Source organism: Enterobacter cloacae complex sp. 402C9, from assembly GCF_050030745.1.
Lineage (GTDB): Bacteria > Pseudomonadota > Gammaproteobacteria > Enterobacterales > Enterobacteriaceae > Enterobacter > Enterobacter intestinihominis.
The window spans coordinates 4,113,500-4,129,634 of sequence record NZ_JBLGUW010000001.1; the positions used below are offsets into that span (position 1 = coordinate 4,113,500).

General features: G+C 55.0%; 13 protein-coding genes. 3 read left to right on the forward strand and 10 right to left on the reverse strand.

The window, feature by feature from the left end:
* The first annotated feature begins 117 nt into the window (after positions 1 to 117).
* The 3 genes from ubiU to ACQG1K_RS19590 all read left to right on the forward strand — a co-directional run bounded on the left by ubiU (position 118) and on the right by ACQG1K_RS19590 (position 3,084).
* Positions 118 to 1,113, forward strand: a complete 996-nt coding sequence (gene ubiU, locus ACQG1K_RS19580; RefSeq protein WP_367074942.1) for a ubiquinone anaerobic biosynthesis protein UbiU — start codon at positions 118 to 120, stop codon at positions 1,111 to 1,113.
* 7 nt (positions 1,114 to 1,120) lie between these two features.
* Positions 1,121 to 1,999, forward strand: a complete 879-nt coding sequence (locus tag ACQG1K_RS19585) for a U32 family peptidase (RefSeq protein WP_063149066.1) — start codon at positions 1,121 to 1,123, stop codon at positions 1,997 to 1,999.
* 77 nt (positions 2,000 to 2,076) lie between these two features.
* Positions 2,077 to 3,084, forward strand: coding sequence for a luciferase-like monooxygenase (locus tag ACQG1K_RS19590; protein WP_022649512.1), 1,008 nt, complete (start codon positions 2,077 to 2,079; stop codon positions 3,082 to 3,084).
* 84 nt (positions 3,085 to 3,168) lie between these two features.
* On the opposite strand, the gene mtr is transcribed toward ACQG1K_RS19590, so the two are convergent.
* The 10 genes from mtr to nusA form a co-directional block, all read right to left on the reverse strand.
* Positions 3,169 to 4,413 (reverse strand): tryptophan permease, encoded by a 1,245-nt coding sequence (gene mtr / locus ACQG1K_RS19595; RefSeq protein WP_367074940.1) that lies wholly within the window; start codon positions 4,411 to 4,413, stop codon positions 3,169 to 3,171.
* Positions 4,414 to 4,555: 142 nt separating this feature from the next.
* Positions 4,556 to 6,451: a DEAD/DEAH family ATP-dependent RNA helicase gene (locus ACQG1K_RS19600; RefSeq protein ID WP_022649514.1), complete on the reverse strand. Its 1,896-nt coding sequence runs from the start codon at positions 6,449 to 6,451 to the stop codon at positions 4,556 to 4,558.
* Entirely contained in the window at positions 6,444 to 6,524 is an 81-nt protein-coding gene (gene yrbN / locus ACQG1K_RS19605) for a protein YrbN (RefSeq protein ID WP_097397692.1), read from the reverse strand. Before yrbN ends, ACQG1K_RS19600 begins: the two co-directional genes overlap by 8 nt.
* 107 nt (positions 6,525 to 6,631) lie before the next feature.
* Complete coding sequence (gene nlpI / locus ACQG1K_RS19610) at positions 6,632 to 7,516, reverse strand: lipoprotein NlpI (protein WP_426721039.1); 885 nt, start codon at positions 7,514 to 7,516, stop codon at positions 6,632 to 6,634.
* A 110-nt stretch (positions 7,517 to 7,626) separates the two neighbouring features.
* Positions 7,627 to 9,765 carry a polyribonucleotide nucleotidyltransferase gene (gene pnp, locus ACQG1K_RS19615; RefSeq protein WP_022649515.1) on the reverse strand — a complete coding sequence of 713 codons (2,139 nt, stop codon included), beginning with the start codon at positions 9,763 to 9,765 and terminating at the stop codon, positions 7,627 to 7,629.
* A 242-nt stretch (positions 9,766 to 10,007) separates the two neighbouring features.
* Positions 10,008 to 10,277, reverse strand: coding sequence for a 30S ribosomal protein S15 (gene rpsO / locus ACQG1K_RS19620; protein ID WP_003861789.1), 270 nt, complete (start codon positions 10,275 to 10,277; stop codon positions 10,008 to 10,010).
* Between the two features lie 154 nt (positions 10,278 to 10,431).
* A complete protein-coding gene (truB, locus tag ACQG1K_RS19625) occupies positions 10,432 to 11,382 on the reverse strand; it encodes a tRNA pseudouridine(55) synthase TruB (RefSeq protein ID WP_023298718.1) in 951 nt (316 codons plus the stop codon).
* A complete protein-coding gene (gene rbfA, locus ACQG1K_RS19630; protein WP_003861793.1) occupies positions 11,382 to 11,786 on the reverse strand; it encodes a 30S ribosome-binding factor RbfA in 405 nt (134 codons plus the stop codon). Before rbfA ends, truB begins: the two co-directional genes overlap by 1 nt.
* A gap of 106 nt (positions 11,787 to 11,892) precedes the next feature.
* Entirely contained in the window at positions 11,893 to 14,580 is a 2,688-nt protein-coding gene (gene infB, locus ACQG1K_RS19635; RefSeq protein WP_022649517.1) for a translation initiation factor IF-2, read from the reverse strand.
* A gap of 24 nt (positions 14,581 to 14,604) precedes the next feature.
* The gene (gene nusA, locus ACQG1K_RS19640; protein ID WP_003861798.1) at positions 14,605 to 16,107 is read right to left on the reverse strand and encodes a transcription termination factor NusA; all 1,503 of its coding nucleotides are present in this window, start codon (positions 16,105 to 16,107) and stop codon (positions 14,605 to 14,607) included.
* Positions 16,108 to 16,135 lie beyond the last annotated feature (28 nt).

Genomic DNA, 16,135 nt, shown 5'->3' on the forward strand with positions numbered 1-16,135 from the left:
TGCCATCAATACGCCATTAGCTGCCTTAAATCAAAAATTGTCGCGTATGGGTTAATTAAAATCCCAGCTCGTTAACATTTTTTACGATCCCTGCGATCGACAACATCGGGATAAATTATGGAGCTGCTCTGCCCTGCCGGAAACCTTCCGGCGCTTAAGGCGGCCATCGAAAATGGGGCCGATGCGGTCTATATCGGGCTGAAAGATGATACCAATGCCCGCCATTTTGCGGGTCTTAACTTTACGGAGAAAAAGCTTCAGGAAGCCGTTAACTTCGTTCACCAGCACCGGCGCAAACTGCACATCGCCATCAATACCTTTGCCCATCCTGATGGCTACGCCCGCTGGCAGCGCGCCGTGGATATGGCGGCCCAGCTGGGCGCCGATGCGTTGATCCTGGCCGACCTCGCTATGCTTGAGTATGCGGCAGAACGTTATCCGCATATTGAGCGCCACGTCTCTGTTCAGGCATCGGCCACCAATGAAGAGGCCGTGCGTTTTTATCATCGACACTTTGACGTGGCTCGCGTGGTGCTGCCGCGCGTGCTCTCTATTCATCAGGTTAAGCAACTGGCGCGCGTCACGCCAGTGCCGCTGGAGGTTTTTGCCTTCGGCAGCCTGTGCATCATGGCCGAAGGCCGCTGCTATCTTTCTTCCTATCTTACCGGGGAATCGCCAAATACCGTCGGTGCCTGCTCGCCTGCCCGCTTCGTTCGCTGGCAGCAAACGCCGCAGGGGCTGGAGTCGCGCCTGAATAGCGTGTTAATCGACCGCTATCAGGACGGTGAAAACGCGGGCTACCCGACACTGTGCAAAGGCCGCTATCTGGTGGACGGCGAGCGCTACCACGCGCTGGAGGAGCCCACCAGCCTCAACACGCTGGAGCTGCTGCCGGAACTGCTGGCCGCCAACATTGCCTCGGTGAAAATCGAAGGCCGCCAGCGTAGCCCGGCCTACGTGAGCCAGGTGGCGAAGGTGTGGCGTCAGGCCATCGACCGCTGCATGGCGGACCCGCAAAACTACGCCCCGCAGGCGGCCTGGATGGAGACGCTCGGCGCGATGTCCGAAGGCACGCAAACCACGCTCGGCGCGTATCACCGTAAATGGCAGTGAGATAATCATGAAATATTCATTAGGGCCGGTGCTTTACTACTGGCCAAAAGAGACGCTGGAAGTTTTTTACCAGCAGGCGGCTAACAGCAGCGCCGATGTGATTTACCTCGGCGAAGCGGTGTGCAGCAAGCGCCGCGCCACCAAAGTGGGCGACTGGCTGGATATGGCGAAAAGCCTGGCCGGCAGCGGCAAGCAGGTGGTGCTCTCGACGCTGGCGCTGGTGCAGGCGTCCTCTGAACTGGGCGAGCTGAAGCGCTACGTCGAAAACGGTGAGTTCCTGCTGGAGGCGAGCGACCTGGGCGTGGTGAACATGTGCGCCGAGCGTAAGCTGCCGTTTGTCGCCGGACATGCGCTGAACTGCTATAACGCGGTGACCCTGCGCCTGCTGCTCAAACAGGGGATGACACGCTGGTGCATGCCGGTTGAGCTCTCCCGCGACTGGCTGGTCAACCTGCTAAATCAGTGTGACGAGCTGGGCATTCGCAATCAGTTTGAAGTCGAAGTGCTGAGCTACGGCCATCTGCCGCTGGCCTACTCTGCCCGCTGCTTCACCGCGCGTTCCGAAGATCGCCCGAAAGACGAGTGTGAAACCTGCTGCATTAAGTACCCGAACGGACGCAGCATGCTGTCGCAGGAGAATCAGCAGGTGTTTGTCCTCAACGGCATTCAGACTATGAGCGGTTACGTCTATAACCTCGGCAACGAGCTGGCGTCAATGCATGGGCTGGTGGATATGGTGCGTCTTTCGCCGCTCGATACCGGCGTGTTCGCCATGCTGGACGCCTTCCGTGCCAACGAAAACGGCGCCTCGCCGCTGCCGCTGACGGCAAACAGCGACTGCAACGGTTACTGGAAACGTCTCGCCGGGCTGGAATTGCAGGGGTAAAAAAGCTCACTTTGTTAACAACGGTTATCATTTTTTAATGCAGTATTAAAGATTGACCGTCGACAAAGTGAGCTGTTATGACTGACAAAACCATTCCGTTTTCGGTGCTGGATCTGGCACCGATTCCACAAGGCTCCTCGGCAAGAGAAGCCTTTTCGCACTCTCTGGATCTGGCTCAGCTTGCCGAAAAACGTGGCTATCACCGCTACTGGCTGGCGGAGCACCATAACATGGTGGGCATCGCCAGCGCCGCCACCTCAGTACTGATTGGCTATCTGGCGGCGAATACCACTACTTTGCACCTTGGCTCCGGTGGCGTGATGCTGCCGAACCATGCCCCGCTGGTGATTGCCGAGCAGTTTGGCACCCTGAATACACTCTACCCCGGTCGCATTGATTTGGGTCTTGGCCGCGCGCCGGGCAGCGACCAGCCGACCATGCGCGCCCTGCGTCGCCATATGAGCGGCGATATCGACAACTTCCCGCGTGATGTAGCGGAGCTGGTGGACTGGTTCGATGCGAGCGATCCTAACCCGCACGTGCGCCCGGTGCCGGGCTACGGCGAGAAAATCCCGGTGTGGCTGTTAGGCTCAAGTCTGTACAGCGCACAGCTTGCCGCACAGCTGGGGCTGCCGTTCGCGTTCGCTTCCCACTTCGCACCGGATATGCTGCATCAGGCTCTGCATCTCTACCGCACAAACTTCAAGCCTTCCGAGCGTCTTGAGAAGCCGTATGCGATGGTGTGCATCAATATCATTGCCGCCGACAGCAACCGCGACGCGGAATTCCTGTTTACCTCCATGCAGCAGGCGTTTGTGAAGCTGCGTCGCGGCGAGACGGGCCAGTTGCCACCACCGGTAGAAAATATGCATCAGCTGTGGTCGGCCTCCGAGCAGTATGGCGTGCAGCAGGCCCTGAGCATGTCGCTGGTGGGTGATAAGGCGAAGGTGCGTCACGGTCTGGAGGCAGTGCTACGAGAAACGCAGGCGGATGAAATTATGGTCAACGGCCAGATTTTCGATCATCAGGCGCGTTTGCATTCATTTGATCTGGCGATGCAGGTGAAAGAGGAGTTGGTGGGGTAGTTTTTTGCCGGATGGCGGCTTCGCCTTATCCGGCCTACGCGATCCCTGTAGGCCCGGTAAGCGTAGCGCCACCGGGCTTTCTGTTTACTGATACACAGGCAACAGATTAAAACTCGACAGCATGTGCACCACCGCGTTACCGATACCAAATACCAGGATCAGTGCAATCATCGGTTTTCCGCCCCAGACGCGGAATTTCGGGCTGCCGAAGCGCTTACGTGATTTACGCGCCAGCAGCGCCGGTACAATCGCCGCCCAGATGGTAGCCGCCAGTCCTGCATAGCCGATGGCGTACAGGAAACCGTTCGGCCACAGCAGGCCGCCCACAATCGGCGGCAGGAAGGTTAACAGCGCCGTTTTGAAGCGCCCCATCGCAGAGTCATCAAAACCAAACAGATCTGCCAGGTAGTCAAACAGGCCCAGCGTCACGCCGAGAAATGAGCTCGCCACCGCAAAGTTAGAGAAGACCACCAGAAGCAGATCCAGACTGCGGCTGTTCAGCACGCTACTCAGCGCCTGTACCAGCACATCAATGTTACCGCCCTTCTGCGCAATGCCGATAAATTCCGGACGCGGGATGTTTCCCATCGTCCCCAGCAGCCAGATCACATACAGCCCCAGCGCCAGCAGCGTGCCGTAAATCAGGCATTTCACGATGGTGCGTGGATCCTTGCCGTAGTACTTCATCAGGCTCGGTACGTTGCCGTGGTAGCCGAACGACGCCAGACAGAATGGCAACGTCATAAGCAGGTATGGCGTGTAGGAGGTGTTCACTTCCGCAACGTTAAACAGCGTGGCCGGCGTGACGTGCCCCAGCAGGCTGCCGAAGGTCAGGAAGAAGGTGATGACCTTGGCGCCCAGCACGATCGCCGTCATGCGGCTGACCGCTTTGGTACTCATCCAGACGATAAACGCCACGCCCAGCGCGAAGCAGAGACCCGCCAGACGCGCCGGAACGTTCAGCGACATCTCGGAGAAGGTGTGATGCAGAATCGATCCGCTCGCTGAAATGTACGCGTAGGTCAGGATATAGAGTACAAACGCGATGGACAACCCGTTCACCAGGTTCCAGCCTTTGCCCAGCAGATCTCGGGTGATGGTGTCGAAGCTGGAGCCAATGCGGTAGTTCAGGTTTGCTTCAAGGATCATCAGCCCGGAATGGAGCATGCAGAACCAGGTGAAAACCAGCGCCGCCAGCGACCAGAAGAACCACGCACCGGACATAACCACTGGCAGGGAGAACATCCCGGCACCAATAATGGTTCCGCCGATGATCACCACGCCGCCAAGCAGCGAAGGTGACGTTTGGGTGGTGATTAGTGTTGCCATGCGGCCTTATCTCCAGTCAAAAATGTGGTGTGCATTTTAATGTGATGCACTGTACCAGTACAAGAGTACAAAAGGAATAAAAAAAGCCCCGATAACAACTATCGGGGCTGTATATTTTACTTTACGTCAAAAGCGAAAAGGCTTACGCGTCACCGAAACGACGACGGCTGGTGCCTTCTTCGCGGCGTGGGCCACGATTTTCACGGCGCTCGCCGGAGAAACGACGAGGTTCGCCAGTGCGACCTTCGCTACGACCGCCTTCACGACGCTCGCCACCGAAGCTGCGACCACCGCCACGGCGTTCGCCACCGCGGTCAGAGCGAGGCTGTGCATCACCCATCAGTTGCATGTTCATTGGCTTGTTCAGAATGCGGGTGCGAGTAAAGTGCTGCAGTACTTCGCCCGGCATGCCTTTTGGCAGCTCGATCGTTGAGTGTGAACCGAACAGCTTGATGTTACCGATGTAACGGCTGCTGATGTCGCCTTCATTAGCGATCGCGCCAACGATGTGACGAACTTCAACACCATCATCACGGCCCACTTCAATGCGATACAGTTCCATTTCGCCAGCGTCACGACGCTCGCGACGTGGACGGTCTTCACCACCACGCTCTGGACGGTCACCGCGTGGACCACGGTCGTTACGGTCGCCACGACGTTCGAAACGATCGTCACGGTCACGGAACTCACGCTTAGGACGCATCGGTGCATCAGGTGGCACGATCAGGCTACGTTCGCCCTGCGCCATTTTCAGCAGTGCTGCGGCCAGAGTTTCCATATCCAGCTCTTCGCCTTCAGCGACAGGTTGGATCTGGGACAGCAGCGCACGGTACTGATCCAGATCGCTGCTTTCCAGCTGCTGCTGTACTTTCGCGGCGAATTTTTCCAGACGGCGTTTGCCCAGCAGTTCTGCGTTTGGCAGCTCAGCTTCTGGAATGGTCAGCTTCATGGTGCGTTCAATGTTACGCAGCAGACGACGCTCGCGGTTCTCAACGAACAGCAGCGCACGGCCCGCACGACCCGCACGACCGGTACGGCCGATACGGTGAACGTAAGACTCGGAGTCCATTGGGATATCGTAGTTTACAACCAGGCTGATACGCTCAACGTCCAGACCACGTGCTGCCACGTCGGTTGCAATGAGGATATCCAGACGACCATCTTTCAGACGCTCCAGAGTCTGCTCACGCAGCGCCTGGTTCATGTCGCCGTTCAGCGCTGCGCTATTGTAGCCGCTACGCTCCAGCGCTTCAGCCACTTCCAGGGTCGCATTTTTGGTACGTACGAAGATAATCGCCGCATCAAAATCTTCCGCTTCCAGGAAACGGACCAGCGCTTCGTTTTTGCGCATGCCGTATACAGACCAGTAGCTCTGGCTGATGTCCGGGCGAGTGGTCACGCTAGACTGAATACGCACTTCCTGCGGCTCTTTCATGAAGCGGCGGGTAATGCGACGGATCGCTTCTGGCATGGTTGCAGAGAACAGAGCGGTCTGATGACCTTCCGGGATCTGCGCCATGATGGTTTCAACGTCTTCGATGAAGCCCATACGCAGCATTTCATCTGCTTCATCCAGTACCAGGCCGCTCAGCTTAGAGAGGTCCAGGGTACCGCGCTTCAGGTGATCCAGCAGACGGCCCGGCGTACCGACAACAATCTGTGGGCCCTGGCGCAGGGCGCGTAACTGCACGTCATAACGCTGGCCGCCGTACAGGGCTACCACGTTTACGCCGCGCATATGTTTAGAGAATTCCGTCATTGCTTCAGCAACCTGAACAGCCAGTTCACGGGTTGGAGCCAGGACGAGGATCTGCGGCGCACGCAGGTCCGGATCAATGTTGTTCAGCAGCGGCAGCGAGAATGCTGCGGTTTTACCGCTACCGGTCTGGGCCATGCCCAGCACGTCACGACCAGAAAGCAGGTGTGGGATACACTCAGCCTGGATCGGAGATGGTTTTTCGTAACCCAGATCGTTAAGGGCTTCAAGGATAGGAGCCTTCAGGCCCAGATCTGCAAAAGTGGTTTCGAATTCAGCCATGTAGTACAAGTGCCTCGATATTAATGGCGGCCAGTCTACTTAGCTCATCGTGAAAATGATTAGCAATTTTCATTGAAAAGTGTGAACCGGCTCAAATTAGGTGTATTGACGAACAACAACGCCCTCACCAGTGAAGGTGATGGCAATCAAAAGATTACGGGCTGATGTTTATGTCGTCAGCTATTGCTGGTCCGATTCTGCCAGGTCGTCTTGCTCCTGGCCCAAGAGCGATAATTCCAACAATGCATAACGGTGCTCAACGAAGTTATGTACGTTGTTAGCAACCGCTAATTTGAACAGTGCCGTAGCGCTGTCCATATCCCCCAGACTTAGGTAGTACTTACCTAAATAGAAGTTGGTTTCACTGAGATGCTCAGCGAGCGAGGTGTTATCCGTTGCGTCCGCCTTGAGGCGTTCCATCAGCGTTGCTTCGCTAATGTTGCCCAGGTAGAACTCGACAATGTTCCATCCCCACTGTTCCTTGTCCGATTTCTCGAAGCGCTGTTTCAGTGCTTCTTTGGCCTGCTTCTCATCGAGCTTCTGCTCAACGATGTAAAGCCACAGGCTGCGGAAAGGATCATTAGGATCGTCTTGATAAAACGCCAGCAGATCATCTTGCGCTAACTTATCACGACCGCCGTAATACAAGGCGGTACCGCGATTCAAGTGCGCGTAGTTGTAAGTTGGATCAAGCTCAAGTACAGAATCAAACGCTTCATAGGCAGCATCAAAATTGCCTGCCTGCGTTAAATAAATGCCTAAGTAATTGAATACTTCAGGCATATCAGGTCGAATTGCCAGCGCTTGTGAAAAATCATTTCGCGCTAATGCCCTCAGACCGAGACTATCATACAACACTCCGCGCTCATATAAAAGCTGTGCGCGTTCGTCATCGGTTAAAGCCCGACTGGCAAGTATTTGTTCCATGCGTGCCAGAATCACTTCCTGCTGCAAAGTCGGTTGCAATGGCACTGCGAGGACTTCGCTCTTACGCCAGGCAGAGTTGCTGCATCCTGCCAGCGTTAAAGCTGTCGCAACGAAACACCAGCGCAAAAAAGGCTTCATTTCCCACTCCCGAAGACAACTATTGGATGAACGTCCTGTCCCCCGGCGGCTTAACAAGGCGTCCTGCCTGATAATAAGCCCTCCGCCTGCGCGGAGGGCAAATGGCAACCTTACTCGCCTTGCTGTTCGGCAGCCGGGGCTTCCGGCGCCGCAGCAGGCTGAGACTGCTCGGTTGCTTCTTTAATGCTCAGACGGATACGGCCCTGGCGGTCAACTTCCAGAACTTTCACCGGTACTTCCTGACCCATTTGCAGGTAATCGGTCACTTTCTCAACGCGCTTGTCAGCGATCTGAGAGATATGTACCAGACCTTCTTTACCGCCACCGATGGCAACGAATGCGCCAAAGTCAACGATACGGGTCACTTTACCATTGTAGATACGGCCCACTTCGATTTCTGCTGTAATCTCTTCGATACGGCGGATAGCATATTTCGCTTTCTCACCGTCGGTTGCTGCGATTTTCACAGTACCGTCATCTTCGATTTCGATGGTGGTGCCCGTTTCTTCGGTCAGTGCACGGATAACAGAACCGCCCTTACCGATAACATCTTTGATCTTGTCTGGATTGATCTTGATGGTGTGAATACGCGGAGCGAATTCAGAGATATCACCGCGTGGTGCGTTGATAGCCTGTTCCATCACGCCCAGAATGTGCAGACGCGCACCTTTAGCCTGGTTCAGAGCAACCTGCATGATCTCTTTGGTGATACCTTCAATTTTGATATCCATCTGCAGGGCAGAGATACCGTCGCGGGAACCCGCCACTTTGAAGTCCATATCACCCAGGTGATCTTCGTCACCCAGAATGTCAGACAGAACAACGAAGTTGTCGCCTTCTTTCACCAGACCCATTGCGATACCCGCAACGGCGGCTTTGATCGGCACGCCTGCATCCATCAGCGCCAGAGAGGCACCACACACGGAAGCCATGGAAGAAGAACCGTTGGATTCAGTGATTTCAGACACGACACGTACGGTGTACGGGAATTTGTCTGCTTCTGGCATTACTGCCAGCACGCCGCGCTTCGCCAGACGACCGTGACCAATTTCACGACGCTTCGGTGAGCCAACCATACCGGTCTCGCCCACAGAGTACGGAGGGAAGTTGTAGTGGAACAGGAAGCTGTCAGTGCGCTCGCCCATCAGTTCATCGATGTTCTGTGCGTCACGTGCAGTACCCAGGGTAGCGGTAACCAGCGCCTGGGTTTCACCACGGGTGAACAGCGCGGAACCGTGAGTACGTGGCAGCACGCCAGTACGCACATCCAGACCACGGATCATGTCCTTTTCACGGCCATCAATACGCGGCTCGCCTGCCAGTACGCGACTACGAACAACGTTTTTCTCGATAGCGTGCAGGATTTCGCTCAGCTCGTTAGCGTCCAGCGTTTCGTCTTCCGCGATCAGGGTTGCGATGGTTTCATCTTTGATCACGTCAACCTGAGCATAACGCTCCTGTTTGTCTGTAATGCGATATGCATCGCTCAGACGAGATTCTGCCAGTGCAGCTACGCGTGCGTTCAGCGCGTCGTTTACCGCTTCTGGCTGCCAGTCCCAACGTGGTTTACCGGCTTCTTTCACCAGGTCGTTGATGTTCTGGATAACAATCTGCTGCTGGTCGTGGCCGAAGACCACTGCGCCCAGCATCTGGTCTTCACTCAGCAGTTCTGCTTCAGATTCAACCATCAGAACCGCTGCTTCAGTACCGGCAACAACCAGGTCCAGCTTACTCTCTTTCAGCTCTTCCTGAGTTGGGTTCAGCACGTACTGGTCGTTGATGTAACCGACGCGCGCGGCACCGATTGGGCCATTGAATGGGATACCAGACAGTGACAGGGCAGCAGACGCACCGATCATCGCTACGATGTCCGGGTTAACCTGTGGGTTAACGGAAACAACGGTTGCGATAACCTGCACTTCATTGACGAAACCTTCCGGGAACAGCGGACGAACCGGGCGGTCAATCAGACGCGCGATCAGGGTTTCGCCTTCGCTTGGACGGCCTTCACGACGGAAGAAGCCACCCGGGATTTTACCGGCAGCGTAGGTACGCTCCTGGTAGTTAACGGTCAGTGGGAAGAAGTCCTGACCTGGTTTAGCTTTTTTCTGGCCAACTACGGTAACGAATACAGCAGTGTCATCCATGCTTACCATTACGGCAGCAGTAGCCTGACGAGCCATCATGCCGGTTTCCAGCGTGACGGTATGCTGACCATACTGGAATTTACGAACGATCGGATTCAGCAAAATTCTGTCCTTTCTTAAATGTTTGAAAGCACACCTCAGGTGTGCTGACGATTTAACCCGACCTTCTTCGCATCCTCGCGACTAATGACAACCGACACCCCCATGGGTGAAGCCTCTCATTAGCCGCGCGAACCTCTGCAATGAAGATCATTTATAGCAACAATACAATAGTTTCCCCTGAATTGCTGCCGTCTGGTTGAAAAAAGGGGCCATCAGGCCCCCTTTTCTGAAACTCGCAAGAATTAGCGACGCAGACCCAGACGCTCGATCAGCGCGGTGTAGCGTGCAACATCTTTACGCTTCAGGTAGTCGAGCAGTTTACGACGCTGAGAAACCATACGCAGCAGACCACGACGGCTGTGGTGATCTTTTTTGTGCTCTGCAAAGTGACCCTGCAGGTGGTTAATCTGTGCAGTCAGCAGTGCAACCTGAACTTCGGTAGAACCGCTGTCGTTAGTACCACGACCAAACTCAGAAACGATTTTAGCTTTAGCTTCAACGCTTAGAGACATTTTCAAACTCCAAAGTATAAAGAATGTAAGGATGCCGATCTCTAATTCAGCTATCCCATGTACGCCCCGCAGATTGTTAAACAATTTACCAGGCGTTAAGCGGCGATATTCTACTCGTCTCCCCTGCTTATCGCAAGGTGAGGCGTTATCACCGTCACGCTTCGACCGGGTATTCGACGACCAGACGACGCGGGGCAACGCGCCCTTCACCGTCCATTTCGCCCATCCCGATAAACTTGCCTTCCTCCCCTTCCGTCACACGGACCAGGCCCTCAAGCGGCGCCCCCGTTGTGCGGACCGGGTTTCCGTTCTTAAAGTAAACGGACGATGTTAAAGGAAGATTAACAACCGGGAAATCTGCTGCCGGACTGTCCATTGGCATCAGCAGCGGATCCAGCAGATCTGCCGGCGCAATTCCCTGCGCTTGCGCCTGTTCAGCCAGGGCGTGCAGATGCTCAAGCGTTACCATACGTTCGACCGGATACTTGCTGACCGCCAGACGACGCAGATAAATCACATGCGCGCCGCAGCCCAGCTTTTCACCGAGGTCGTCAATGATGGTGCGGATGTAGGTCCCTTTCGAGCAGTGCACTTCCAGCTCCAGCTCATCACCTTCGTGGCGAATGAACAACAGCTCATACACGGTAATCGGACGGGCTTCACGCGGAACGTCAATGCCCTGACGCGCATATTCGTAAAGCTTCTTGCCCTGATATTTCAACGCCGAATACATCGACGGCACCTGCATTGTGTCGCCCCGGAAGCTCTCCAGCGCCGCATCAAGTTGCTCTGCGCTGAAGGTTACCGGACGCTCTTCAACGACCTGACCATCCGCATCGGAAGTGTCCGTGCGCTGGCCCAGTTTGGCAATCACGCGGTAGCGCTTATCGGAATCCAGCAGATACTGGGAAAACTTTGTCGCTTCACCCAGGCAGATCGGGAGCATCCCGGTTGCCAGCGGATCCAGCGCGCCGGTGTGCCCCGCGCGATTGGCGTTATAAATACGCTTTACTTTTTGCAGCACGTCGTTGCTGGATGCGCCCTGTGGTTTATCCAGCAACAGCACGCCATGCACGTCACGACCGCGACGACGAGGACGACTCATCAGTCCTCCTTGCTGTCGTCCGCCGGGTTAACACGACGCTCATCGTCATGTTTCACCACGCTGGTCACCAGGTTGGACATACGCATACCCTCAACCAGCGAGTTGTCGTAGAAGAAGGTCAGCTCCGGCACAATACGCAGACGCATCGCTTTGCCAAGCAGAGAGCGGATGAAACCAGAGGCTTCCTGCAGCGCTTTAATGCCGTTCTTCACGGCGTCTTCATCCTGGTCATTCAGGAATGTCACAAACACTTTGGCGTACGCCAGGTCGCGGGACATTTCCACGCCAGACACGGTGGTCATCATCCCCACGCGTGGATCTTTGATTTCACGTTGCAGAATGAGAGCGATCTCTTTCTGCATCTCCTGCGCGACGCGCTGTGGGCGACCAAATTCTTTCGCCATAATAAATTCTCCAGACAAAAAAGGGGCTTAAGCCCCTTTTTAAAATTACTGCCGGGTGGCGCTTCGCTTACCCGGCCTACGCTAATTAATCTTCAGTTGACGAAGATTACGCGATGGTACGCTGAATTTCGATGATCTCGAACACTTCGATCATATCGCCAACGCGAACGTCGTTGTAGTTCTTAACACCGATACCACATTCCATGCCGTTACGAACTTCGTTAACGTCATCTTTGAAGCGGCGCAGGGATTCCAGCTCACCTTCGTAGATAACCACGTTGTCGCGCAGTACGCGGATTGGGTTGTGACGCTTAATGGTCCCTTCGGTAACCATACAGCCCGCGATCGCACCGAATTTCGGTGATTTGAACACGTCACGTACTTCAGCCAGACCGATGATCTGCTGTTTCAGCTCAGGAGACAGCATGCCGCTCATCGCTGCTTTCACTTCGTCAATCAGGTTATAGATGACGGAGTAGTAACGCAGATCCAGGCTTTCAGCATCGATAACTTTACGCGCAGATGCGTCAGCACGAACGTTGAAGCCAACCAGGATAGCGTTGGACGCGGCTGCCAGGGTTGCGTCGGTTTCGGTGATACCACCTACGCCAGAACCGATGATCTTCACTTTCACTTCGTCGGTAGACAGTTTCAGCAAGGAGTCGGAGATCGCTTCCACAGAACCCTGTACGTCCGCTTTCAGAACGATGTTCACTTCGTGAACTTCGCCTTCAGTCATGTTGGCGAACATGTTCTCGAGTTTAGATTTCTGCTGGCGAGCCAGTTTCACCTCACGGAATTTACCCTGACGATACAGCGCCACTTCACGTGCTTTCTTCTCGTCACGTACCACGGTTACTTCGTCACCGGCAGCCGGAACACCGGACAGGCCGAGGATTTCCACTGGGATGGACGGACCCGCTTCCAGCACTTCCTGACCCAGTTCGTTACGCATCGCACGAACGCGACCGTATTCGAAACCACACAGAACGATGTCGCCCTTGTGCAGAGTACCTTCGCGAACCAGAACGGTTGCAACCGGACCACGACCTTTATCCAGGAAGGATTCGATTACCGCACCGCTCGCCATACCTTTACGAACCGCTTTCAGCTCCAGAACTTCAGCCTGAAGCAGGATAGCGTTCAGCAGGTCGTCGATACCGGTACCTGCTTTTGCAGATACAGGGATGAACTGCGCTTCACCGCCCCACTCTTCCGGCATAACGCCGTACTGTGACAGTTCGTTCTTAACGCGATCCATATCGGCTTCTGGCTTATCGATTTTGTTGACTGCAACAACCAAAGGCACCTGCGCCGCTTTCGCGTGCTGGATAGCTTCAATGGTCTGTGGCATCACGCCATCATCGGCAGCAACAACCAGAACAACGATATCCGTTGCCTGAGCACCACGAGCACGCATTGAGGTAAACGCTGCGTGGCCTGGGGTATCCAGGAAGGTGATCATGCCGTTTTCGGTTTCTACGTGGTAAGCACCGATGTGCTGGGTAATACCACCCGCTTCGCCGGAGGCAACCTTAGTAGAACGAATGTAGTCAAGCAGAGAGGTTTTACCGTGGTCAACGTGACCCATGATGGTCACAACCGGTGCGCGCGGTTCAGCCGCTGCGCCCGTATCACGGTCGCTCATTACTGCTTCTTCCAGCTCGTTTTCACGACGCAGGATAACTTTGTGGCCCATCTCCTCGGCAACCAGCTGTGCGGTTTCCTGGTCGATGACCTGGTTGATGGTGGCCATTGCGCCCAGCTTCATCATCGCTTTGATGACCTGAGAGCCTTTCACCGCCATCTTGTTAGCCAGTTCGCCAACGGTGATGGTTTCGCCGATCACAACATCACGGTTAACGGCCTGAGCTGGCTTCTGGAAGCCCTGCTGCAGAGCGGAACCTTTACGCTTACCGCCTTTACCACCGCGAACCGCTGCACGTGCTTCTTCACGGTCAGCTTTAGATTCAGCGTGCTTGTTACCTTTTTTCGCAGGACGCGCCGCTTTTGTACTGCGAGTACGGCCACGACCACCTTCAACTTCACGGTCGTTATCGTCTTCTGCCTGGCGCGCATGCTGAGAAGTGGTTACGTGATAATCGCTGTTGTCTTCAGTTGGTTCAGCGGTATTCACACCGTTCTTCTCGTTTTCTTCTGCCATGCGACGCGCTTCTTCGGCGACGCGGCGAGCTTCTTCTTCAAGCTTGCGGCGGGCTTCTTCTTCCGCTTTACGCTTCAGCTCGGCAGCTTCATTTTCACGGCGGGCTTTTTCAGCCTGGGCAGTTTTGGTCATTTCGTCGGTCTGTTGATTGCTCACTTTGTCTTTTTCCGCAGCGTCACGCTTCGCTTTTTCACCGGCGTCGCGTTTCGCTTTTTCTGCGGCCTCACGTTCAGCTTTTAATTCTGCTTCGCGTTTGGCAGTGGCTTCTGCCTCACGCTGAGCTTGTTCTTCCGCTTCACGCTGTGCCTGCTCTTCCGCAGCAAGGCGTTCTGCCTCTTGCGGATCACGTTTTACAAAGGTGCGCGTCTTGCGGACTTCAATTTGTACCGATTTGCTTTTGCCACCGGTACCAGGGATGTTCAACGTGCTACGCGTTTTGCGCTGCAGCGTTAACTTGTCAGGCGTAGAGCCGTGTTCACGGTTCAGGTGCGCTAACAAGGTTTGTTTTTCTTGCGCGGTCACCGAGTCATCAGCGGCCTTCGGGATCCCTGCATCAGCAAATTGCTGTACCAGGCGGTCCACGGAGGTCTGAATCTCAGCAGCCAGCGATTTTACAGTTACATCAGTCATGCTGTTCCTTCCTGCTACAGTTTATTACGCTTCGTCGCCGAACCAGCAAATATTACGTGCGGCCATGATGAGTTCGCCGGCTTTCTCGTCGGTTAAACCTTCGATATCAGCCAGGTCATCAACGCCTTGCTCAGCGAGATCTTCCAGCGTACAAACACCACGGGCAGCCAGCTTGAACGCAATCGCACGATCAAGACCTTCCAGATTCAGCAGGTCATCAGCCGGCTTCTTATCGCCAAGGCTTTCTTCCTGAGCCAGCGCCAGGGTGGTCAGTGCGTTTTTAGCGCGTTCACGCAGGGCTTCAACGGTTGGTTCATCCAGACCGTCAATTTCCAGCAGCTCTTTCATTGGCACGTAGGCCAGTTCTTCCAGCGTAGAGAAACCTTCTTCAACCAGCACAGTGGCGAAGTCTTCGTCAATGTCCAGGTATTTGGTGAAGGTATCGATCGCCGCGTGGGCTTCAGCCTGATGCTTGGCCTGAAGGTCATCAACGGTCATCACGTTGAGTTCCCAGCCGCTCAGCTGTGACGCCAGACGTACGTTCTGACCGTTACGGCCAATCGCCTGCGCCAGGTTGCCCGCTTCTACAGCGATATCCATGGTGTGTTTGTCTTCGTCAACAACGATAGACGCCACATCAGCCGGTGCCATTGCGTTGATCACGAACTGCGCCGGATTGTCGTCCCACAGAACGATATCAATACGCTCGCCGCCCAGTTCGGTAGAAACCGCCTGAACACGTGCGCCACGCATACCGACGCAAGCACCGACCGGGTCGATACGCTTGTCGTTGGTTTTCACCGCAATTTTCGCACGGGAGCCCGGATCGCGGGCCGCCGCTTTGATTTCGATAACTTCTTCGCCGATTTCCGGCACTTCGATACGGAACAGTTCAACCAGCATTTCTGGTTTAGAACGCGTCACGAACAGCTGTGCACCACGTGCTTCAGGACGTACGGCATAAAGCACACCACGAATACGGTCGCCTGGGCGGAAGTTTTCACGCGGCAGCATGTCTTCACGCAGGATAACGGCTTCAGCGTTACCCGGCAGCCCTTCGGATTTGATCTCCAGAGAGATGTTATCGCGGTTCACTTTCTTCACCACGCCAGTGATGATTTCGCCTTCCTGATCGCGGAACTGATCGACAACCAGCGCGCGCTCGGCTTCGCGAACTTTCTGCACGATAACCTGCTTCGCGGTCTGGGTGGTGATACGGTCGAAGGTGACAGATTCAATCTGATCTTCAACGTAGTCACCCACGTTCAGACTTTCGTCTTCAAAACGTGCCGCTTCCAGTGTGATCTCTTTGGTCGGTTGGGTCACTTCTTCAACGATTACCCAACGACGGAATGTATCGAAGTCACCGCTTTTACGATCGATTTCTACGCGAACATCGATCTCTTGTTCGTATTTTTTCTTGGTTGCTGTAGCCAGTGCACTTTCCAGCGCTTCGAAAATCTTCTCACGCGGCAGTGATTTCTCGTTGGAGACGGCTTCAACAACAGCCAAAATTTCTTTGTTCATCGCGGGCTTTTCACCTCAATCCAGACTG

What these genes read in the sequence shown, in the direction of transcription:
- ubiU (WP_367074942.1), top strand. Translation starts at nt 118, where the DNA reads ATGGAGCTGCTCTGCCCTGCCGGAAACCTTCCGGCGCTTAAGGCGGCC.
- ACQG1K_RS19585 (WP_063149066.1), top strand. Translation starts at nt 1,121, where the DNA reads ATGAAATATTCATTAGGGCCGGTGCTTTACTACTGGCCAAAAGAGACG.
- ACQG1K_RS19590 (WP_022649512.1), top strand. Translation starts at nt 2,077, where the DNA reads ATGACTGACAAAACCATTCCGTTTTCGGTGCTGGATCTGGCACCGATT.
- mtr (WP_367074940.1), bottom strand. Translation starts at nt 4,413, where the DNA reads ATGGCAACACTAATCACCACCCAAACGTCACCTTCGCTGCTTGGCGGC.
- ACQG1K_RS19600 (WP_022649514.1), bottom strand. Translation starts at nt 6,451, where the DNA reads ATGGCTGAATTCGAAACCACTTTTGCAGATCTGGGCCTGAAGGCTCCT.
- yrbN (WP_097397692.1), bottom strand. Translation starts at nt 6,524, where the DNA reads ATGAAAATTGCTAATCATTTTCACGATGAGCTAAGTAGACTGGCCGCC.
- nlpI (WP_426721039.1), bottom strand. Translation starts at nt 7,516, where the DNA reads ATGAAGCCTTTTTTGCGCTGGTGTTTCGTTGCGACAGCTTTAACGCTG.
- rpsO (WP_003861789.1), bottom strand. Translation starts at nt 10,277, where the DNA reads ATGTCTCTAAGCGTTGAAGCTAAAGCTAAAATCGTTTCTGAGTTTGGT.
- truB (WP_023298718.1), bottom strand. Translation starts at nt 11,382, where the DNA reads ATGAGTCGTCCTCGTCGTCGCGGTCGTGACGTGCATGGCGTGCTGTTG.
- rbfA (WP_003861793.1), bottom strand. Translation starts at nt 11,786, where the DNA reads ATGGCGAAAGAATTTGGTCGCCCACAGCGCGTCGCGCAGGAGATGCAG.
- infB (WP_022649517.1), bottom strand. Translation starts at nt 14,580, where the DNA reads ATGACTGATGTAACTGTAAAATCGCTGGCTGCTGAGATTCAGACCTCC.
- nusA (WP_003861798.1), bottom strand. Translation starts at nt 16,107, where the DNA reads ATGAACAAAGAAATTTTGGCTGTTGTTGAAGCCGTCTCCAACGAGAAA.